At 48.0% G+C, this 21,221-nt stretch carries 18 protein-coding genes and 1 pseudogene; 5 read left to right on the forward strand and 14 right to left on the reverse strand.

Features of this window, described 5'->3' with window-relative positions; translation table 11 throughout:
* Positions 1-193: 193 nt before the first annotated feature.
* The 4 genes from ACTQ34_RS10970 (at position 194) to ACTQ34_RS10985 (ending at position 5,065) form a co-directional block, all read left to right on the forward strand.
* A complete protein-coding gene (locus ACTQ34_RS10970) occupies positions 194-880 on the forward strand; it encodes a response regulator transcription factor (protein ID WP_441363850.1) in 687 nt (228 codons plus the stop codon).
* A gap of 8 nt (positions 881-888) precedes the next feature.
* Complete coding sequence (locus ACTQ34_RS10975) at positions 889-1,926, forward strand: sensor histidine kinase (protein ID WP_441363851.1); 1,038 nt, start codon at positions 889-891, stop codon at positions 1,924-1,926.
* A gap of 71 nt (positions 1,927-1,997) precedes the next feature.
* A complete protein-coding gene (locus tag ACTQ34_RS10980; RefSeq protein ID WP_441363852.1) occupies positions 1,998-2,681 on the forward strand; it encodes an ABC transporter ATP-binding protein in 684 nt (227 codons plus the stop codon).
* The gene (locus tag ACTQ34_RS10985) at positions 2,678-5,065 is read left to right on the forward strand and encodes an ABC transporter permease (protein ID WP_441363853.1); all 2,388 of its coding nucleotides are present in this window, start codon (positions 2,678-2,680) and stop codon (positions 5,063-5,065) included. Before ACTQ34_RS10980 ends, ACTQ34_RS10985 begins: the two co-directional genes overlap by 4 nt.
* 75 nt (positions 5,066-5,140) lie before the next feature.
* Here ACTQ34_RS10985 and ACTQ34_RS10990 read toward each other — a convergent pair whose 3' ends face one another.
* The 11 genes from ACTQ34_RS10990 to ACTQ34_RS11040 form a co-directional block, all read right to left on the reverse strand.
* Complete coding sequence (locus ACTQ34_RS10990; protein WP_441363854.1) at positions 5,141-5,764, reverse strand: dihydroxyacetone kinase subunit L; 624 nt, start codon at positions 5,762-5,764, stop codon at positions 5,141-5,143.
* A 14-nt stretch (positions 5,765-5,778) separates the two neighbouring features.
* Complete coding sequence (locus ACTQ34_RS10995; RefSeq protein WP_441363855.1) at positions 5,779-6,786, reverse strand: dihydroxyacetone kinase subunit DhaK; 1,008 nt, start codon at positions 6,784-6,786, stop codon at positions 5,779-5,781.
* Positions 6,787-6,816: 30 nt separating this feature from the next.
* Positions 6,817-7,458: a histidine phosphatase family protein gene (locus tag ACTQ34_RS11000; RefSeq protein ID WP_441363856.1), complete on the reverse strand. Its 642-nt coding sequence runs from the start codon at positions 7,456-7,458 to the stop codon at positions 6,817-6,819.
* A 29-nt stretch (positions 7,459-7,487) separates the two neighbouring features.
* Positions 7,488-8,156, reverse strand: a complete 669-nt coding sequence (locus tag ACTQ34_RS11005; RefSeq protein ID WP_441363857.1) for a class II aldolase/adducin family protein — start codon at positions 8,154-8,156, stop codon at positions 7,488-7,490.
* Positions 8,157-8,172: 16 nt separating this feature from the next.
* The gene (locus ACTQ34_RS11010) at positions 8,173-10,218 is read right to left on the reverse strand and encodes a BglG family transcription antiterminator (RefSeq protein ID WP_441363858.1); all 2,046 of its coding nucleotides are present in this window, start codon (positions 10,216-10,218) and stop codon (positions 8,173-8,175) included.
* Between the two features lie 34 nt (positions 10,219-10,252).
* Positions 10,253-11,611, reverse strand: coding sequence for a PTS galactitol transporter subunit IIC (locus ACTQ34_RS11015; RefSeq protein WP_441363859.1), 1,359 nt, complete (start codon positions 11,609-11,611; stop codon positions 10,253-10,255).
* A 38-nt stretch (positions 11,612-11,649) separates the two neighbouring features.
* Entirely contained in the window at positions 11,650-11,943 is a 294-nt protein-coding gene (locus ACTQ34_RS11020; RefSeq protein ID WP_441363860.1) for a PTS sugar transporter subunit IIB, read from the reverse strand.
* A 49-nt stretch (positions 11,944-11,992) separates the two neighbouring features.
* Entirely contained in the window at positions 11,993-12,463 is a 471-nt protein-coding gene (locus tag ACTQ34_RS11025; RefSeq protein WP_441363861.1) for a PTS sugar transporter subunit IIA, read from the reverse strand.
* Between the two features lie 632 nt (positions 12,464-13,095).
* The gene (locus ACTQ34_RS11030; RefSeq protein ID WP_441363862.1) at positions 13,096-15,309 is read right to left on the reverse strand and encodes a glycoside hydrolase family 2 protein; all 2,214 of its coding nucleotides are present in this window, start codon (positions 15,307-15,309) and stop codon (positions 13,096-13,098) included.
* A 58-nt stretch (positions 15,310-15,367) separates the two neighbouring features.
* Complete coding sequence (locus ACTQ34_RS11035) at positions 15,368-16,417, reverse strand: carboxylesterase family protein (protein ID WP_441363866.1); 1,050 nt, start codon at positions 16,415-16,417, stop codon at positions 15,368-15,370.
* Positions 16,329-17,375: an MFS transporter gene (locus tag ACTQ34_RS11040; protein WP_441363867.1), complete on the reverse strand. Its 1,047-nt coding sequence runs from the start codon at positions 17,373-17,375 to the stop codon at positions 16,329-16,331. The genes ACTQ34_RS11035 and ACTQ34_RS11040 overlap by 89 nt, the downstream gene beginning before the upstream one ends.
* A 220-nt stretch (positions 17,376-17,595) precedes the next feature.
* Between ACTQ34_RS11040 and ACTQ34_RS11045 the strand changes: the two genes are divergently transcribed.
* Positions 17,596-18,786 carry a helix-turn-helix transcriptional regulator gene (locus tag ACTQ34_RS11045; protein WP_441363863.1) on the forward strand — a complete coding sequence of 397 codons (1,191 nt, stop codon included), beginning with the start codon at positions 17,596-17,598 and terminating at the stop codon, positions 18,784-18,786.
* Between the two features lie 647 nt (positions 18,787-19,433).
* On the opposite strand, the gene ACTQ34_RS11050 is transcribed toward ACTQ34_RS11045, so the two are convergent.
* The 3 genes and pseudogenes from ACTQ34_RS11050 to ACTQ34_RS11060 form a co-directional block, all read right to left on the reverse strand.
* Positions 19,434-19,901, reverse strand: coding sequence for a hypothetical protein (locus tag ACTQ34_RS11050; RefSeq protein WP_441363864.1), 468 nt, complete (start codon positions 19,899-19,901; stop codon positions 19,434-19,436).
* Between the two features lie 194 nt (positions 19,902-20,095).
* On the reverse strand, positions 20,096-20,431 hold the full coding sequence (locus ACTQ34_RS11055; protein ID WP_441363865.1) for a hypothetical protein: 336 nt from the start codon (positions 20,429-20,431) through the stop codon (positions 20,096-20,098).
* Between the two features lie 277 nt (positions 20,432-20,708).
* Positions 20,709-21,221: pseudogene (locus ACTQ34_RS11060) on the reverse strand (hypothetical protein); the annotation flags it as partial.

The following is a 21,221-nucleotide window of genomic DNA, read 5'->3' on the forward strand; positions in this document are numbered from 1 at the left end:
AGCACGGCAAGCGGCACCGCAAAAGTCAAACCTATCAATCAGATGGGATGCGCACATATCTTCACTCTTTGCGCCCTTGCGAAACGCCCTCCCAATTTCATTTCTTGTAATCTCTGGGCAAAACACTATAATAGAGAGTTGTAAAGCAAAGCAGACGCACAGCAACTCCAACTGTCAAGGACGGTGAACGCAAATGAAGCGAATCTTTTTTGTCGAGGACGACCTTAGCCTGATCGGCGGCCTATCCTTCGCCCTGCAAAAGCAAGGCTATGCGGTTGATAACGCCCGCACCTGTCTGGAAGCCGGACAGTTATGGCGCGCCAATGCCTACGATCTGGTCATTCTGGACGTGTCTTTACCGGATGGGTCAGGCTACGACCTTTGCCGCATCATCCGCCAAACTTCCAAAGTACCCATCCTGTTTCTGACTGCGGCTGACGAGGAAACCGACGTTATCATGGGGCTGGATATCGGCGGCGACGATTATATCACCAAGCCGTTCAAACTGGCGATTTTTCTCTCCCGTATCAACGCGCTGCTGCGCAGAAGCGATGCCTTCCGTCAGCCGGATGACGCACTGCACTCTAACGGCATCACTGTGCATCAGCGAACACGCGTGGTTCGCAAATTCGATGAGGCGATCGACCTGACCGCCAGCGAGTACAAGCTACTCTGCCTGTTTATGGAGCACCCGAATATTGTGCTTTCTCCGGAACAGATTATGGGAAGGCTTTGGGACTGCGACGTGAACTATATTGACAGCAGCGCCCTGACCGTCTATATCCGCAGGCTGCGCGCCAAAATCGAGGACGATCCCGGTCATCCGAAGCGAATCGTGACCGTGCGTCGCATGGGATATAAATGGAATACCGCAGAATGAGGTGTAGCATGAAAATATTGGTTGACTCAAACATCAAACGCCTGTTTTGTCGGATTATAACGGTTATCGTCGTTTTTTCTTTACTGTCCACCATCCTGCTTGTGGCGGAAACCGAAAACGTGATATCGTATGTGTCGACGGCTTCCATTTGCATGGGAGTTTTCATTCTTGCAATCCTGTATTGCTATTTCCGGCAACAGCATGCCGTTATGAACCATGCAGTTGAACAAATCCATGCATTTATCGCAGGCAACTCGGCTGCACGCATCGAATGCGATGACGAGGGTGAGCTGAACCGCTTATTCCACGAAGTCAATTCTCTGGCTGCAATCCTGAACGCGCACGCAGAAAACGAAAGCAGCGCCAAACGGTCTATGAAGGATACCCTGTCGGATATCTCACACCAGCTCAAAACGCCGCTGGCAGCGCTCAATATCTACAACGGCATTTTGCAGCAAGAACCGACCGATCCGGACGCTATCCGAAAATTCACCACCCTGTCCGAACAGGAACTCGACCGCCTTGAGACTCTTGTGCAAAATCTGCTGAAGATCACCAAGCTGGATGCAGGCACGATCGTGCTGGAGCAAACCGAGCAGAACCTATCCGACCTGATGGCCCGCATCGAGCGTCGCTTTGCCGTGCAAGCACAGCAGCAGGACAAAGCTCTGTCCTTCACCGGAGACGATAGCATTTCGCTTCGATGCGATCCGCACTGGCTGGGCGAAGCCGTCGGCAATATCGTAAAAAACGCACTGGATCATACTCAGGCTGGAAATTCCATTCATATTACATGGCGTTCGTTTGCTTTAGTCGTGCAGATCATCGTGCAGGACAATGGCTGCGGCATTCATTCGGAAGATCTGCCACACGTTTTCAAACGGTTTTACCGCAGCCGATTTTCCAAAGACACGCAGGGTGTCGGGCTGGGGCTTTCCCTTGCCAAGGCCATCATCGAAGCGCACAGCGGCACCGTCGAAGTGGACAGCACACTGGGTGTCGGTACGACTTTTACGATGAATTTTTTGATTCCTACAAAATTGTAGGCTGCGTGTCATGCAGCAGTAGGGTTGCCGTGGTACGCTTTTGTCAGCAAACGAAAGAAGGTGCCAACCCAATGGACTTATTAGAAGTGAACGACATCTGCAAAACCTACGGCAGCGGCGAAACGGCTGTACACGCCTTACGACACGCAACATTTTCCGTCCCAAAAGGCGAATTTGTCGCTGTGGTCGGTGAATCCGGCTCGGGAAAGTCTACGCTGCTCAATATGATCGGGGCGCTGGACACCCCCACCTCCGGCAAAGTGTTCATCGACGGCAAAGACATTTTTTCGATGAAGGAACGCAATCTAACCGTGTTTCGCCGCCGCCATATCGGCTTCGTCTTCCAGAGCTTCAACCTCATTCCGGAGCTGACCGTCGAGCAGAATATCGTTTTCCCGGTGCTGCTCGATTACCAGAAGCCGAGCAAAGCCTATCTCGAGGAACTGCTTTCCGTGCTGCACTTGAAAGAACGCCGCCACCATCTGCCAAGCCAACTCTCCGGCGGCCAACAGCAGCGTGTCGCTATCGGACGTGCGCTAATCACCCGCCCCGCGCTTATCCTTGCAGACGAGCCGACCGGTAATCTGGACACACAGAACACCAGCGAAGTGATTGCCCTGCTCAAAGAAGCATCCCGCATGTACGAGCAGACCATTTTGATGATCACCCACAGTCGTGCTATCTCCCAGACAGCAGACCGCATTTTGCAGGTATCCGACGGTGTGCTGACCGATTTTGGGAGGTGCCGTGCATGAGAAGCTATCTCAGTCTCATCCCGATTTCTGCCAAGGTACACCGACGGCAAAACCGTATGACACTACTCTGTATCATCTTTGCCGTGTTTCTGGTCACGGCGATTTTCAGCATGGCAGATATGCTCATCCGCAGCGAAACCATGCACGCGAAAGAAACGCACGGCAACTGGCATATTCAATTACAAAACCTCACGGAAAGCGAAGCAAAGTCCATTGCCGCGCACACTGATGTAGCCGCCGCATCATGGTATGATGCGGTAGGTCTGGACGACAGCAGGAAATATCAAATCAACGGCAGACAGGCTGTGCTTTGCGGCATCGAAGAACCGTTTCGCACAGACATTATGAGCTATTTCAGCGAATCCTCCAGCATTGCGGCAAACGATGAAGTAATTTTAACACCCAATGCCCAAGCTCTGCTCGGCGTTGCCGTCGGTGATGCCGTCACACTGAACACGCCCGCTGGCAACTATACCTTCCGCGTGACAGGCTTTCGCAGCGATGACAGTAAATACGCTTCCAACAACGGCACCGGCGAAACCACCGCACTGCTGGTGAGCGATGACCAAATCGGCGTTTTTATGAACATCACTGCACTCCGTCAGATCTTGTCGGACAACGGCGATACCGGCAGCCCGGTATATTTCGTTCAGTTTGGCCGCCACGCCAACCTAAAAAAAGCGATTACCGCAATTCAAGCCCAATGCAATCTGGTCGACGAGGACATACAACAGAACTTCATTCTGATGGGGCTGGCAGGTCTGAGCAACAACATGATGGTGAAAAACGTGTATCCGCTGGTATGCATCCTCTTTCTGATGATTTTACTTGCGGGTGTGCTGATGATTTCAGGCAGTCTGAACAGCACAGTCGCCCAGCGGACACAGTTTTTCGGCATGATGCGCTGCATCGGCATGAGCCAACAGCAGGTGACCAGATTTGTGCACCTGGAAGCTCTAAACTGGTGCAAAACCGCCATCCCAATCGGTGTAGTCCTCGGCACATTCCTCGCTTGGGGGTTAAACGCGACTCTTCGGTATCTGGTCGGCGGTGAATTTTCTGAAATTCCCATTTTGGGCATTAGCACAGTCGGCATCATCAGCGGCGCGATGCTCGGCCTCCTGACCTTATGGATCGCCGCACAATCTCCTGCCAAACGCGCCGCGCGTGTCTCCCCAATGGCGGCGGTATCCGGCAACGGTGACCTGCGACAGACCCGGCCGCACCCGATCCATTCCTGCCTTTTGTCCATCGAATCCTTGCTTGGCGTTTCTCATGCGGTATCGGCCCGCAAAAATCTTGTGCTGATGTCCGGATCATTCGCGCTTAGTATCATCCTGTTTCTGTGCTTTTCCGTGCTGGTCGATCTGCTGGGCTGTCTGCTGCCGACATCGCTGTCCGCACCCAATCTGACCGTTGCCAGCAAAGACTATTCCAATACCATAAACCATGCTCTGGTTGATGAAATCCGCGGCATGTCTGGCGTCACTCACGCCTTCGGAAGGATGTATCAGGAGAATATTCCGGCGAAATTCAACACTGCAACCTCTGAAACAACAGCAGACCTGATTTCGTACGACGATTTGCAGCTTGGCTGGCTCACGGATGACGATATGCTTCGTAAAGGCAGCGACCTGTCCATGGTATATGGCGATAACGAATACGTGCTTGCCATATGGGATGAAGATGTGCCGCTTGACACAGGAGATCGTATTTCCGTCGACGGAACTACTTTGGAAATTGCCGGCATGCTGAAATACAGCCCTTTTTCCAACAACGGTCTCACAAACGGCGAAGTCATCCTGATCTGCTCCGAACAAACCTTTACCCGACTGACCGGTATGCGGGACTACGCCATCATTGACGTACAGGTGACCAAAGAGACGACTGACACACAGGTTACGGCCATCAAAGACCTCATCGGTGAGCAGTATACTTTTACCGACCGGCGGGACGAAGGCGATCGCAGCACATTTTATGCATTCAGCCTGTTTATTTATGGGTTTCTGGCCATTATTGCGCTGATTACCGTGCTGAATATCATCAACAGCATCTCGATGAGCGTATCAGCTCGCACCCGCCAGTACGGTGCGATGCGTGCCGTCGGCATGGACGGTCGACAGCTGACCCGTATGATTGCGGCGGAAGCCGCAACTTATGCGCTTACCGGTTGTGTCATCGGCTGCGGCGCAGGTCTGCCGCTGCATAAGCTGCTATACGATAAGCTGGTAACCGCCCACTTCCCCTATTTCACGTGGACGCTGCCGCTGACTGCGCTTGTCATTATTTTGCTGTTCGTCTTTGGTGCAACGGCTGTATCCGTTTTCGCCCCCGCCAAGAGAATGCGGCACATTTCCGTCACGGAAATCATCAACGAGCTATAGCGACTTTTCAACAGCTTTGCACTGCATATAAAAAACTCCGGCATGATAGTACATACCGGAGTTTTTTATTCAGCATCAATGGTTTGCGGTGTAATACTCCTTGATTCCCTTGAAAATCAATTTTCCAACCACAGATCCACCGTCCAGAATGCCGATGCTTCGCTCGGCCGAATAGGCCGCGCGACCATGAACAGCCCTCATCTGCTTGGTGGCTTCCGAACCATCTGCGGCCGCTTTGGCTGCGGCCTCCACAGCCGCCGCCGGATCCTGCGCGTTTGCAACCAAAGCCTCTGCACCGGGATAAATGGCGTCTACAATGGTTTTCTGACCGACCTCGGAACCGGCCTTAACCATGATGTTATCCACGCCGGCTTTCACCGCAGCCGCAGCTTCTTCGAATGTAGCCTCTTCCTTACCTTTCAAAGCCTTGGCAATTCCCATAAATCCAAATGCCGTGATGGTACCCAGAGAGGATGGAGCAGAAGCATTAAACACCTTACCACATGCCATAATCAACTTACCCAGATCGTTCTCTTCGGCCGTCTTGAGGTATTCCACCACCGCTTTATAGCCATCATCCATGGAAATACCCAGATCACCGTCACCATTGACCTGATCCAGTTCCACCAGATAGTCTCTATTTTGTGCAATCTCTGCACTAATAGCGGAAATAATTCCTTTTACCGACTCTTTATTCATTGCACATCACCTGTTTACTTATTGGAATTGGTGTAGAACGGACTCTCTGCGGGAGCTTGAAGCAGTTCTTTCAGCTCGGCGTCCAACTTGAAGATGGTGACCGACAGACCTGCCATTTCCATGGAAGTCGCATACTCGCCGATATGAGGCATTACAATACGCACGCCCATATCCTTCAGAAGCTGATGAACTCTACGATATACAATTAACTGCTCCTCCATGGGAGTTCCGCCCAAACCGTTCACCATAACAGAGACCTTGTCACCGCTCTGCAAAGGCATATCCTTGGTGATGGTCTCCACCAGCGTTTCGGCAATCTCATCGGCAGTCATCATCTTTCTTACCTCGATGCCGGCCTCGCCGTGAATGCCCATGCCAATCTCAATCTCGTCATCGGCAATGGTGAAGGTGGGCTTTCCCACTTTGGGCACAATGCAGGGGGACAGCGCCACGCCCATAGTGCGAATATTTGCCAAAGCCTTTTCCGCCACAGCTGCCACTTCATCCAGACTCATCATACGGTCGGCTGCTGCGCCAGCCACCTTAAAGGCGTACACCATGCCTGCCACACCGCGGCGTTTGTCGGCGTTTTCCTTGGGCGAGCTGGCCACATCGTCTCGCACCAGCACCTGACGGGTTTCAATATCGTCAAACTCGACCTCATCGCATGCCATACGGAAGTTGAACATATCTCCGTTATAGTTGCCATACAGGCAGAGCACACCATTACCGCGATCGCAGGCACGGATCATATCAGCCATCTTTTCCGACGCGGGGGAAGCAAACACCTCACCCACGGCGCAACCGTCCAGCAGACCCTTGCCAACGTATCCTAAGAACACGGGCAGGTGTCCGCTTCCACCGGCGGTAACGATGCCCACTTTACCATCTTGGGTGGGATAATTGGAAAGCAAAATCCGAAAATCATCGTTTAAAAGTTTGACCTTATCACCATAGGCGGCAATGATGCCTTCCATGGTGTCCTGCACAAATGCATCTGCACTGTTTATGATTTTTCTCATAGTGTCCTCCTATGTATATTTCATCCTGCGTTAGTTTTCAATGACCCCCCATGCCTCCCGTAGCAGTTCCGGGTAAGGCTCCAGATGAGCAAAATCATTGAACCGCTCCAGAGTGAATCTTCCGGTTTCGGGATAGTAATTGAGTTGTGTGATGCTTCCGTTTTCAAATGTGGTTCCCAAGAGCTTCCACTTTGCTAAATCAATTCCAAGCACATGACACACGATCGCCCGAATCCACACGCCGTGGGTGGCAATGGCTACACGTTCCAATCCGCTTTGAGCCACCTTCATCAGCGCGGGCATACTCCGCTCTATCACATCTCCTGCCGACTCACCCTCAGGGTAGCGCAGATCCTTCTCCATTTTGTCCTGCTCTGCTTTAAAATCGGAAAACAAAATGTTCAGTTCATTGGTCTCGTGTCCTTCCCATTGACCAAAACAGATTTCCCGAAACTGAGGCACAATCTCCAGCTCCACATTCCAATGCTTGTTCGCCGTCTCAGCCGTCTGACGAGCACGGATCATGTCGCTGGAATATACCTTCTGTATGTTCCAATCCTTCATACGCCGGCCTACAAGGTCAGCCTGGCGAAAACCGGCTTCTGAAAGAGCCACATCTACATTACAGCGAGTGTCACATTGACGCCCATGTCTGATCAGATAAATTTCCAAATCCTCTGATTCCTTTCCAAAAACGGAATTTACTTATTGGGGAACTTGATTTCAGAGGGATATTCCCACTTCTGAAGCTCCTCCTGCGCGAAGCAATCCGGCTCTTTACCGTTATTAATAGCCAGTGCATGATGATACAGTTCAGCCAGTTCTTCAATGTAGGATGCCTTCAGATATGCCTCATAGATATCTCGGTTGTCCACTGCCACCGCACCGTGCTTCTCCAGCAGGAAGCTGTCGGCCTCCTTGCAGCTCTCGATGACACTATTGGCCAACTCAGGTGTACCGGGACGTCCATAGGGTGCAACGGGTACTCTGGCCTTGGTCAGACCCATGTTGGCCACTTCATACACAATGGCCGGAATCGGCTTATTAAGAAGTGCAAAAGTGGTGGCATAGGCGGAATGCGTGTGGGCAATCGCAACAGCATCCGGCTTTTGACGATAAATCATCAGATGCATCAGGGACTCGCTGGTAGGCTTGAGACCAGAGAGATTTTCGATGACATTGGCGTCCAAGTCCATAACCACCATATCTCTAGGGGTCAGCAGTTCACGATCCACACTGGTAGGAGTGATAACCACGTAACCACTCTCCAGATCACGGGCGCTGAAATTACCGGATTTATGCTTGCACAAACCATCTTTCTGTGCACGCTTGGCAATTTCACATACATCCTTTTTTAAAGCTTCGAGCATCGCGCTCTCCTCCTGTCTATAATAATTCTAAAATGTCATGAGGCGTTTTAGCCTGCTTTATTTTTGCTACTTTCACATCATCTTCCAGAATCTCAATCAACTCATTGAGCGCCAAAAGATGACTTTCATAATCGGGAGTTGCCAGCACAACAATCACATCTGCCTGGATGTAACCATCAATCTCAATACGTTCCGGGAGCACAAGCATGGACATCCCAACATCATTGACACCTTGTTCGATGCCGGCATGGGCAATGATTACACCGTCGGCTACTTCTAAATGCGGTTTGTTCTCCACAATGTTGCTAATGATTGCCTGTACATACCGGATGGTAATAGAGCCGTCATAAAGAAGAGGCATAGCTGCAAACTCAATTGCTTCTTTCCACCCCATCTTTGTCTCTACAATCCGGATATTCATGCCAACCAACAGTTCCTTGAGATGAAGTTCACCCCGCGCTTCCACAAACTCTTCCTGTGCCTGGGGAGACGTATACGCTTCGATTTCCATGCAAAGTTTGTTGTACAAATTGGGACTGATATGTTTTCGCACCAACTGCATAATCAGATCTTGCTTGGAAATCAGGATACCCTTCTCCCGAAGTGCCTTCAACACTGTCTCACGCAAGGTCTTCCGCTGCTTTCCATTCATCAGAGGTTCTACTACAAACAGTTTCTTCTCCGTCTTAAGAGGAATGGTGGAAAACACCATATCGAACGATTCTTGAAATTTACCGAACTGTTCTGCCGACATGCACTTGGTAAATCTAATTTCAGGGAACATCTCCTTGAGGGATGAGATGAGAAAGCGGGATACCGTAATGCCATTCTGACATACGACCACTGCTTCCGGTCGGGCGTTTCCAACCTCCAACTGCCCTTCCTTGGTTACATAGGTGCCAATAATTAAGGAAATATACGCCAACTCTTTTTCCGGAATCTTTTTCCCGACCAAACGTTCCAAGGGTGCCACCGATTTCCGCACTAGATTGTGGAGATCCTGATAGGCTGGCAGAATATAGTCTGTAATATCCAGACCTACATGGAAGTCATACCGAATCCGGTACAGGGCCGGCTCACAATGATGGAGCAGCAGTTTTTTCAGGTCCTCCCGTTCCCGGATGTTGACACAGGATAATTGCTCATAATTTTGTATGGTCTCTTCCACCGCTTCCTGGATTCCCAGCGCCTCATCTGCGTCTCTCCCCATAGGCATTGTCTCAACCTTCATGCTTTGAACATGAGCCGTAAGATACATGATCTCAAATTCATTCTGGACATTCCTATGGTTGGCAAGCATACGCATAACGGTATACTCTTTGGTCCCTGCGATATGCCGGAAGCTATCCGGAATTTCATCCAGCACCATTCCATTTTGAATCCGGTCAAATACGACGGCAAAGAAGCAACTGTTGCTTTCGATCATTTCTCCAGCAAAACGCACCTGAAGTTCTCCCTCGATTTCCAGAATCATGTTTTTCATGCTCTGTACCTTTTCCCGGGAGATTTGGCACAGTTTTCTGGCCAGAAAACTGTGCCGATATTGTATCAGGATACGATTGAGTACAACAAATATCATTTGTCTCTTGGCATACTCCGAGCCTGTCACACAGTAACCGGTCTTTCGTCCATAGTTCAAGATGAGCCCTCCACTTTTCAGTTCGGAATCCACCTTTTTCAAGTCGGTAAGTACCGTGTTTCTGCTGACTTTCAGTTCAGAGATAAAATGCTGCAAGGAAAGATCTTCCTTGGCTATGAGAACCATGAGACGAATGATATCTACCCGCTCTTCCTTAGAAAACCAGAGCTCTTGTTTCTCATCCTCAAACCAATCCTGATCCAAAACACCCTCCAACTGGCTTGGAACACTCATCTTTCCGTTTGTAAGCCGCGTGATCTCCGGATAATTATGCTGACTGAGGAACTGATTGATTTTCCCTAGACCATAGCTCAACTGCTTACGGGAAAGATGGAATTTATTCTCCAACTCTTTCCCTGTAATCGTATCTCTGTATTCAATGATGTCTTTAAGAATTAATAAGTTTCGATTTCCAATTTCCATGATCTTCTTATTGAGCGAGTTGCAAACCTTCTTTTTACTTTTCCATAGCCTCGTCTTCCTTCTTCTCCTTGATCAGGCTTCTGGAGTAGAACACGAAGCAGGCAATCCAAACCAACAGGATAATCAAAGGAATGAAGTTGCCATCCATAATCTGCATCACATGCGAAAACGCGTAAGTTTGGATGGGACCGTCAATGCTGGAGCAGGAGATCAGCTGACCCGCAGCCAATTCTACTGCTTTTGTGGTGTTTGCCAATTCCGTCATGAACGGAGCAAATGCAGTGCCGACCCAGAGGAAGGTAGGCTCAAAAATGACGCACAGGATGAGCATGCGGATTACATTGCCCTTGGTGACAAAGTAAGCAGGCACCGCGATGGCAATGTTGATGATGCCGGCAAAGGGAAGAATCTGGTTGCCCGGCAGGAAGAACGCCATGATCAAAGTGACAGGAACCGTCCAAATTACAGCCAGCCAGATTTCATTGGCACCACCCAGGAAAGGCCAGTCCAAACCGACGTACAGCTCGCGGTCGGAGAACTTGGACTGCATGAACTCGGACACCGCATTGGAGATAGGCTCCAGAGCCTGCATAAAATACTTGGAAATTACAGGGAACAGCGTCAAAGCAGTAGCACACTGCACGCCCAGAGTCAGAATACCAGCCAAATCATACCGAGCCAGCAAACCAAATATCACGCCCAGAATAAAGCCAAGGATGTGGTTTTCTGCAAAGATACCAACCTTATCCTTCAAATCGCTGGCGTTGAAAGACTTATTAAGTGCCGGGATTTTGCGCAGCACCCAGTCCACAGGATACATAGGGGCGGCCAAAAACACCATCTTATGTGTGCAGGTGACACCGGGAATACCGGACATCTTCTCTACGCGGTGCTGGTGGAAATCCGCGCTTTTCAGTTCAAAGACAACCTGAACCGCTGCGATGACAAAAGCAATGATTACGCTGCCGGTAATGTAGTAGGCTGCTACAGCAGTAAAAATCTTGCCCCATACATTCCAAAGGTCTGCGTTAAAGGTGTCTGTCTTTTTCATCATCAACAAAATAATGTTGATGACAATAACCAAGGGGAACATCAGGAATGCATAAGGCCATGACCAAGAAATAGTGGACATGGTAGTCCAGCCACCATCCGTGATGGGAAGGCTGATACCAGTTGTCTCAAGCATGGCTTCCGCTGCAGGAGTAATGGCGCCGGTCATAAAGTTGATAAGCATCGTCATTCCGGTAAAGGCAACGCCCAGCGTGACACCAGAAGAAATGGCATCTTTTACCTTCATTCGAACAATCAATCCTGCAATGATGATAATAATCGGTACAAATACAGCGGCTCCAAGCCCTAAGAGAAAGTTTATAATATTTGCTAAATATTGCATATGTGTTTCCTCCTTATCCCTCTTTCAAACTGACTGTTTTATCTGACCTTGTAATCCTCAATGGCCTTCAACAATTTTTCAAACTCCTTGTCTTTGCCCACACCAGTCAGAAAAGCAATGCCGTTGATGACGGGAATAGGATACTCCTTAGTGTTCTTGACAATGGTGATGTAAGCTGCGCTTCCGTCAATGTAACGATCTACAGACTTCAGATCCACAGCCTCCACCGCGGCATCCACACCCTTTTCCTTAAGCATGCGATTGACCTTGCTTGCAACTGTCTGGGACGTTGCCACCCCGCTTCCACATGCTACAACTACTCGTACTGCCATGTTTTTTTCCTCCTTTTTAATATTTTGAATGCATGGACGATTTGTTTTATCAGATTTCCATGCCTTTCATTCCACATACAATTTCGTAATACTCATCTTCCGTTTTTGCGTGGACCAAACGATCCATTAATGCAGGATCCTGAAAGTTCTCCACCAACACTTGGAGCAAATCAATGTGCTCATCCGACTTCATAAAGCCCAGCATAAACACAAACTTCACAGGATGAATCACATCGTTATTCGCCATCTCACACCAGTCCACAGGGTTTTTCAGTCTGGTGCAAGCAATAAAAGGTTTGATGATATGAATCATATCTGCGTGCGGAATTGCCACCGGAAACGGCTCCACCGGAAGCGCCGTAGGGTAATTTGCCTCTCGTGTTTTGATAGCCTCTTTGTACGTGTCCTTAACGTAACCAAGAGCATACAATTTATCTACCATCTTGTCGAAGAATTCTCCCTGATCCTTGACCTCCCAATCGAGTTGTATCAATTCTTTGAAAATCATGTCTTTTTTCATCTTTTCAACAACACTCCTCTCTAAATCAAGCGATGTTTACATATGCACATGTTTTGTATGTGTAAATTGTATTATTGTCTACCCATTTTTCCAAGTCTTGTTTGGCACAATTTACATATGGGCCGATGCGCAAAATTGTACTCTTTCTTTTTTCTCCTTCTTTCACTTTGGAAATCTCCGTACCTTTTTCAACTTTTTTAGACATTTTTATTTATTTCAAACTCATTTTTAATTCAATTTTTGCATTCTCTGTAGGCACGCTTTGTGCTTTGCCTTATTCCGTTCCCTCCGCCCTATCAGAAGCGCACAACATGCTGTTTTATCCCTTCCACCATGCCCTGTATCAAAGAATTTCGGCATATATCAACCGATGAAATTATGCGCTATAATAAAACCGCTCCGTATTTCTCAAGATAAATACCGTACTGTTTTTCTATATTAATTCCGCGTCAGAATCAGGTGGCCAATTGTTAGCCAGCAGATTGAAACCTGCACTCAAAACGGCAGTTAATCGAGTATTTCTTTCAGAGGGATTCATAATAAACGCGCCGCGGACTATACCGTCCGCGGCGCGTTTTTCAAATATTAGGCCATTCGCTAAGCATATAAATCTTTTTAACACATCATAAAAATCATTGCTTTTTAATCTTTGTCAGTGCGGCATTCAAGCGTTTGCAATCATCCTCGGAGAACTCGTTTTTCATGTAATTCAGTATTCTTTCCAGCGGCATCATACCGCGACGTTCTTTCATCTGCTCTGCCAATTTCTTTGAAAACTTCTCCACTGCGGCGATCGCTTGTTCGCTTTCGACAATCGTATTGCAGGCCTCTCGGATAGAGAACATTCCGGTGGGAAACATTTTCTCTTCCTCCACCGCATCAATGAACCAATTCTTGACGTTGATACCCGGATTCTGATCGACAAAAATATAGCTTTCGTCTTTTTCCTTTACACCGTGGAACACAACCTGATCGGTCAGTACACCGGCTGACGCAATAATCTTATTTTCCCCTTGCTGCAGAGCGATATTTTCAAAGCAGAACACGCCGGTATTTGAATCAGCAGTATGCGACACACCATTGACCGTAATACTTACGCTCGGCTGGTTGGAATAAACTTTGACGGTTATCTTTTCCCTCTCGCGATTGACAAATCTACTTTCTGCAATCTTGACAAAAGGCTCGTCCGACCACTGCGCTTTGTAGTAATAAAAGGCATCTTTTTTGACCTTGCGATCGTAAGTGACCAGTCCTTTGCAGTTTATATATCGAACGCCGCCTTCATCACGAATCTCACTGCTGAAATCAAACATGTTCCAGACATAAGTACCCCAGATATACGGCCGTTCACGAAAGATCGGATATACCGTTTCGTGGTACAATGCCTGAAATTCTTCGGAATAGTCTCTGACCTTTGGCTCATAGGCATGATAGGCCAGATTGCAGTCCACGCCGTATTCCGTAATGCCAAGTGGAGTGTTGGGGTTATCCTGATGAAATTTATCCACAAAATCCGCGTTATCCGCCATATTGCCATAATACCATCCGAAATAGATATTATAGCCAACTGCCTGCGTGTGTGTGTTCAGTGCACTGTCGTTTTTCACGCAGAACAGATTGGCGCAGGCACTGAGCCGGGTGCCATCCATACGCTGTACCAAAGCACCCAGTTCCTGCATCCGATCATACATCGCCTGACTTTCACCGAACATCGCTATCTCGTTCTGAATGCCCCAGAAGCAGATAGAAGGGTGATGCATATTCTGATAAATCAGTTCTTTCATCTGGCTGCAGGCGTTCTCAAACAACGCTTCGTCATCCAAAAACTTAAGCATCGGGATCTCCGCCCATACGAGCAGACCCGCCTCATCGCACAGCTCATACATGCGCTGCGGATGCTGATAATGCGACAAACGCACACTGTTTGCACCAATTTCTAGAATATCATGCAAATCCTGCTGCAGGTGTTCTTCCGTCGTGGCACAGAACACGCCGCCGAAATCCTGATGCTTGGCCACACCTTGAATTTTCAAGTGTTCGCCATTGAGGAAAAAGCCTTGTTGGGCATCTACCGATACTGTTTTGAAGCCGAAACGCACTTCGGTCTCATCGAGCTTTTTTCCATCCACGAAAAGTGCTGCTTGCAGCGTGTACATAACAGGGGCTTTTTTACCGCACCACAGTGCAGGATGCGGCACCGTCAGTTCCACTCTGTTCTGCAAGGGTTCCGTTTGCTCGAGCACGACCTCGCCCGCCGCATTCTTAACGGTATAGGCAATCTGCGCGTTTTCGCAATGAAGCGTGTGGTTTTCCACGACGATCTTGCCCGTTTTTTCTGCAACGGCCGCTTGAACAATTATGCCGTTTGTGCCGTAAAATGTGCGGTCAAAGCAGCTTTTTTCGGTGATGCTTAGGGATACATCGCGATACAATCCGCCGAACACGGTAAAATCGCCCGCCAGCGGAGATATCTGATTAAAGCTGCGGTTGTCCAGCAGAACGGCGATTTCGTTATCCACCATCCACCGACACTGGTTGGTAATATCAAACGTAAACGCGGAATAGCCGCCTTTGTGCTCCCCGACATACTGCCCATTCACAAAGACCTTGCAGAAACGGTCGGCCGCACCGAAATGCAGAAACACTCGCTTACTGCTGTCCGCCTCGATGCATACGTTTTTTTTGTATATCGCTGTGCCCTGATAACCTGCCCCGTCTCGATACCATGTATGGGGCAAATCCACTGCCTCAAAGCCATCCGGTTCAACTCCGGTCACGACAGTCATTGTATTGATATCCATCTCGGGCAGTTTTTTGAATTTCCAACCCAAATTAATATTTTGCATTGTTATACTCCTTCACAGCAGCACTATTTCAACTGAAATAGTACTGTTATGTCTATTATTACGAAATCTGATTCAACGGCTGATCGCCCATTTCAAACCTATGATCATCTATCACCATGATGGGGCTGTCCAGCGATGTCGTTGGCTGCCAAACCGGCAGTGTACCGCCGTTTGGATCACCGGTTGCGGCAAAATTGGCGAAATACGTGAGAAATCGGTTGGATATTTCGTAATCCCACTCGGTCATCGGTCGCCAACTGTTTTCCAACATGCCGATGGTATACCAAAGTTCGCTTGAATGCCATGCGCCCTGATCATCTCCCGGCAGGTTTCTGCCAAACCAGAAGCAATAGGAGGGGATCATCCCCTGTTCAGATTGCAGAACCGTCCACTCTCTCGCCATTTTTGCGAGGATATCGGCCGCCATGTCGTCCTTGGTACTGCCCATGATATAGGGAATTTTCGCCTGTCTTTTGTCTCGAAGCACCGACTGCGCATCGCAGCAGATCAGTCGGCCGTCCAACACCGGCGAAAAATACTGGATAGCGTTTTCGTATTGCTTGGCCGTTTCCAGCCTAGTCGCCAGCAGCACCTTTGCATCCGCTTTCACCCAATCCTCCAGACCGCCGCCCAACTTGGCGGTCACGTCTTTCCAAAACGGGTATGCCTGTTCGGCAGGAATATAGGTGCCAAAGGCATCACTGATGCCGCCGCCGCTGGTCATGATCGCTCTTGCGATATGGTCTTTCGCAAGCGGCGACGCGCAAAGCTGCTGAATACTCATAGCGCCTGCGGACTGCCCCATCAGGGTAATATTGGAAGGATCTCCACCAAAGTTTTCAATATTGTGACTCAACCACTGAAACGCTGTCAACTGATCAAACAGGCCATAGTTTCCGGTATAACCGTCCCGCGCCGCCAGCTCCGGCAGCGAACAAAAGCCAAAAGGACCCAGCCGATAATTACAGGTAACGAAAATGATACCCCGTTCTGCATACTTTTTGCCGTCAAAGTGCTTTTCATTGCCGCAGCCGCCTTGAAACGCGCCGCCGTGGATGTAGAAAATAACCGGTGCCTTGACACAATCCGCAGGTTTCCAGATGTTCAGATAAAAACAGTCCTCGCTGTAATGATAAGTTTCGCCCTGCCGGAACTCCTTCCAGTACCAGATAGATATACGGATTGCTGATTGGGAACAGGAACAGGCACATTGAGAACACGAAGTTATAAACCACACTTAGCAGAATCACCTTGCGCTTGCCGAATTTCTGCGCCAACTTGGGAATCAACGGGAAGCAAATCAGCAGAATCGGGATACTCAAAGGAGAAGTCAGCGCCATCATGCGCGGCGAATGATAGTACTCCTTGTACAGATAGCTGGACATCGAACCCATAGAGGCCGAGGCAATGGAGTTGCCCAGCGAGGCAATCATAACACCGATCAAAGGACGGTTGCAAATGGCGTTGCGCAGCACATCGAAGAACTTGTAGTCCTCGCTGCCTTCCTGGGACGGCGCCTTTGCCACCGTTTGATACCGTTCTGTCGTGCAGGCAAGCAGGATGGAATAAAACACCAGACACGCCACGCAGGAGATAACCGCCATCAGGAAAAATCCTTCCGGTCTTGCCGTCTGATCTTCGTTCCAGATCACCATTGGAACAAGCGGCAAAAACAACACACCGACCGCCGTACCACCCAGACTTCTTGCACGGGACAGCTTGGCGCGCTCTTGTGGATTGCGGGTAATGGCGGAAGCCATCGCACCGTAAGGCATCGACGCGCCGGTATAGCTCATGCCGTAAACAATATACGCAATCGCTACCCATGCATGTTTCATGAACGAAGGCCAGCTGGATACGTCGGCAAAGCACATCAGTACCGAAATTGCCAGCGGGAACATGGCTATCTTAATATACGGTTTGAAACGATTCCCCGACTTTCCAATCATAAAGCGATCCGGCAGAGAACCGATCAGCGGATCATTGATCGCATCCCAAATCTTTGCGAACAAGAACAAACCTGCCATCCATTTTGCATCAATACTGAGCACATAGGTACAATACATATCAATGTACAGATTGACTATGCTGCCTGCAAGGTCGCCGAACACTATCCTACTTGATCTTTGATACCAAACTTACTTTTCTCCTTTTCCATTTTCATTCTCCTTTTGCTATATTTTCATATCGCCGGTATCCTTTGTCAAAATACTATCATTTTCGAGCGCTATATGATAGAATAATACTATGCCATATAGAACGATACTACTTTATAGGAGATTTTTTATGGAGAATGCTTTTTGTGTCGCCAAAAAACTGATTAAAAGCATTTTTGGACTGACCGTCCAGCTTCTATCTACCCCGGAAGAATACACGCATTTTTGTCAGGAATACATGCTGCATCCCATCCAGCAGTTCTTTCATATAAAAAATCTGCACAAACTTATCGATTCGTTGCCGGAAAACACCGTATTTTATATTCAAGATCAGCTGCAAATCAATTTTATCATGTTTGAATGGAATGCTCAATGCGTCATCGTGGGGCCTTTTTGCACTCATATATTTTCCCGTGGTGACTGTATTCAACTGCTTAAAAGACTTAATCTATCCATCAATCTGTATGACAGTCTGTTGTCCTATCGGGACCGATTTCCACTTTTGAGCTCCAATGATGCATTCAATATCACAACCTCACTGATTAAAGTGATTACGGACAAAGAATACCGTTTTCAGACAGTGGATTATTCTGCTTTTACAGAGGAAAATATTAAATCAGAAGAAAACACATTAAAGCAGCAATATTCACAGTTCATCCAAGAGCACTATGCAATTGAACAGCAGTTCATGCACAGCATTGAACAAGGCGACGCGGAAAACGCAATTATACATTTGAAATATCAGCAGCGAGGGTTTCAATCGTTTAAAAGATTGGGCACCACGCTCGAAAACGAACGTATTGCAGCCGCTATTGTGCGCACTATGGTCCGTATTGCAGCAATCCATGCCGGTTTGCCCACACTATCTATCGATCTGCTTTCCAGAGCCAATACCATCGCCTCCAGAAAAGCAAAAAATGTGGATGAAATCTATACGGAAAAAGAAAAGATGGTTGTTGCATTCTGTCATGAGATCAAGAAGCATAAGGAGCAAGGTTACAGCAACCTGATTTCCAGTGTCATATGTTATATGGAACACGAATTCGACGAAAATATTACTATCACACAACTTGCCAAAGAATTTCACATCTCACCGAATTACCTGACCAATGTATTCCACAAAGAAACCGGCCGAACTCCCACCGATTATTTACGGCAAATCCGAACCAAACAAGCCCAACAGTTGTTATTAACAACCAACCTGCCCATTCAAAAAATAAGCGAGAAAATAGGCATTGATGATTCCAACTATTTCGTCAAGCTTTTCAAAAAAGATTTTGACTTGACACCTTCACAATATCGCAAACAATACAAATTATAAGCACCATATGCCAAGTGTCAATTTCACAGCAAAGCATCAACGGCAGCAAGCAATAATGCTTGCTGCCGTTGATGTTTGTAATCACAAATATATTTCTAACAAAATGTATGTTTGGCAGAACTTTCTCGACCAATGTCGAGCACATAGTTACCGTTGTACTAATCATTTTCTAAACCGTCCTCAATTTTATGCAAAAGGGCAGCATCGATTGTAAGCTTACCTCTTTCCTGCCACCAGTTTTCCATTTGAGCAAACTTCCTATCATGGCCGATGCTTGCCAAGCCATTATTCCGATAAAGAACCCTATTTGTAAAAAAGCATTTTTATTTTCTAATTACAGGATAAGGAACGCACAACTAACGGGAGCAGGAAGCAGATTTCCAGCTGCCCGTTTTTCCGAAGTTAATTTAGACAGATTACCACTTTTCTCAACTTTCAACGCTTTGTCATTGAGCCGCATGGTAGTCGCACGCATACTGATACCATCCAGAACATAGCTCTCAGCATTTTGGGGGGTAATTCCACCTCCGTGTAATCTGTCAAAGAATTATTGATAACCAAATATGCAACACCGTCTTTGCAAGAGTGACAGTATGCATGGGTGCCAGTCACGCCGGGATTTCCGCAATCATGCACCGTGTATCCCATCAGACGATTCCACAACAGTACCGCAAAACAGTTCGGTCGAGGTTCAAAACTACCATGTGCCAAAAAGCCATAGCCTGAGGAAGCCAAAGTGTTATGAAAAATCGGAAGATCAGCTCCTTAGGTGCGTTTTGCTGGTAATAACCAAAGGGCATGTGTACTACGTTTTCCCACACTGCCCGACGCAGATTGCGGTCGATGCGCGCCATACATAACCCACCCAGAATTTCCAAGATGCTGCTGATAACAAGGCTGACCAGAGAAACCACCAGGAATGGCCGCACCACACCCATCAAATCGACATTGCCTGCGTACAACTCAGCGGTATATTCGGTGGTGCTCACTCCCGCATTGGTCAATACAATGTTGACAACAATATGGCCCAGAATCCAATCGTAAGGCAGGCGTGCCTTCCATAGCACGGAAAAGAACCTGCCCATAGTGCTTTTGGAAGGCAGTTTATTTTGCATATGCGCTCATCCTCGCTCATGAGATTGGACCCCAGCCGTTGCTTCGGCGAACAATCCTTCCAACGCCTTGCGTGCGTCCTGTGCTCCGGAGAAGTCAGCGGGCTGTTCCAACCGATGGCGTTTTAATATGGTTCATGAATCTTTCTTCTCCTTCAGAAAGCGAAGCGCAGTGTGGACGGCTGTATAACCCTCACCTACCGCTTTGGCATACTGATACGGTCGACCAGCACTGCCCCCGTTGCGGAAACTCCCATAGCAAGCAGAACTGTCTTTGCTTCATACATAGTCTCATTAACACAGGCCGCAAAATAATCCCATATAGGGAAAATGGAGTCAATGCGCTCCTCGTGGATTTCAAACCCTATAGTTCCAACCTGCTCTTGCAGTACCTTTTGCAATTCGCGACCTGATACCCGGCAGAGTCCCGGATAGTTGGAAATCTGGAATGCCTGAGTAGTTTTGGGGCTGCGTTTGAAAGATGTACTGTCAACCTTTTGATACGTGAACATGGGGATCACCCTTGATTGCACGATGGTTTCCTCCCATCATGGACTTTTGGAAACAGTATATAAAATTCCCCCGATGTTCACAACAAGCCATGCACAATCTGCCGGTATCCTTGCTGAATCTGTCGGATTTTAGCACGCGGTTGTAATAGGTTAGTCTTCCAGCGCAAAGCACTGTTGGTCAGGTGGAACACGGGCGCAGTCCTGCCAAATATTTTATGGCTTTGCTCCCTTGCTACATTTTTGCATTTTCAAAAATTCTGCTATTCTCCGAAAAACACAGTTTTGGTCGATTATAAAATCAAATTGAACACATAAAAAGAACCACAGCAATCAGCAAACTGTTAGAATAGCCTACGCCACGGCCAATAAAAATCTGATCGACAATATTGTACAGGGTACTGACCACCATGGAAATGATGCTGGGCACGGCAAAGGTGCCAAGCAGCTTTCCAACCGGCTCATATCCGAGGGAATTTGTCTCTGCCTGCATGTTTTCTCTTCCTCCATTTTGGTTCGATTCGACGGGAAAACCCCCGCAATACAAAATCATAAACTCTCCTATAATGGGAAGGTCAAGAAGAATCTTTGGAGATAGAAAAATTTTTTTCAAAAATAGGGTACTGGGAGTTTCTCTCCCAGTACCCTCAGTCTGTCGAAAAAGTCCAGCAAAAGCTGGGCTTTTTCGTTTGAGCGCGGTAAAATTGGAGTGATACAATAAAACCGCACACCCAAGGTGGTATAATGAAGAACAGAAAGGGTGTTGAAGATGGGACAGAAATACAGTGCAGAATACAAGGCAGACGTGCTGAAA

It is taken from the genome of Agathobaculum sp. LCP25S3_E8, from assembly GCF_052117165.1.
Taxonomy (GTDB): Bacteria; Bacillota; Clostridia; order Oscillospirales; family Butyricicoccaceae; genus Agathobaculum.

Coding starts and splice junctions, on each gene's coding strand:
- ACTQ34_RS10985 (WP_441363853.1), top strand. CDS start 2,678: ATGAGAAGCTATCTCAGTCTCATCCCGATTTCTGCCAAGGTACACCGA.
- ACTQ34_RS11015 (WP_441363859.1), bottom strand. CDS start 11,611: ATGCAATATTTAGCAAATATTATAAACTTTCTCTTAGGGCTTGGAGCC.
- ACTQ34_RS11010 (WP_441363858.1), bottom strand. CDS start 10,218: ATGGAAATTGGAAATCGAAACTTATTAATTCTTAAAGACATCATTGAA.
- ACTQ34_RS11050 (WP_441363864.1), bottom strand. CDS start 19,901: ATGCAAAATAAACTGCCTTCCAAAAGCACTATGGGCAGGTTCTTTTCC.
- ACTQ34_RS11030 (WP_441363862.1), bottom strand. CDS start 15,309: ATGCAAAATATTAATTTGGGTTGGAAATTCAAAAAACTGCCCGAGATG.
- ACTQ34_RS10980 (WP_441363852.1), top strand. CDS start 1,998: ATGGACTTATTAGAAGTGAACGACATCTGCAAAACCTACGGCAGCGGC.
- ACTQ34_RS10990 (WP_441363854.1), bottom strand. CDS start 5,764: ATGAATAAAGAGTCGGTAAAAGGAATTATTTCCGCTATTAGTGCAGAG.
- ACTQ34_RS11045 (WP_441363863.1), top strand. CDS start 17,596: ATGGAGAATGCTTTTTGTGTCGCCAAAAAACTGATTAAAAGCATTTTT.
- ACTQ34_RS11005 (WP_441363857.1), bottom strand. CDS start 8,156: ATGCTCGAAGCTTTAAAAAAGGATGTATGTGAAATTGCCAAGCGTGCA.
- ACTQ34_RS11020 (WP_441363860.1), bottom strand. CDS start 11,943: ATGGCAGTACGAGTAGTTGTAGCATGTGGAAGCGGGGTGGCAACGTCC.
- ACTQ34_RS10995 (WP_441363855.1), bottom strand. CDS start 6,786: ATGAGAAAAATCATAAACAGTGCAGATGCATTTGTGCAGGACACCATG.
- ACTQ34_RS10970 (WP_441363850.1), top strand. CDS start 194: ATGAAGCGAATCTTTTTTGTCGAGGACGACCTTAGCCTGATCGGCGGC.
- ACTQ34_RS10975 (WP_441363851.1), top strand. CDS start 889: ATGAAAATATTGGTTGACTCAAACATCAAACGCCTGTTTTGTCGGATT.
- ACTQ34_RS11025 (WP_441363861.1), bottom strand. CDS start 12,463: ATGAAAAAAGACATGATTTTCAAAGAATTGATACAACTCGATTGGGAG.
- ACTQ34_RS11040 (WP_441363867.1), bottom strand. CDS start 17,375: ATGTATTGTACCTATGTGCTCAGTATTGATGCAAAATGGATGGCAGGT.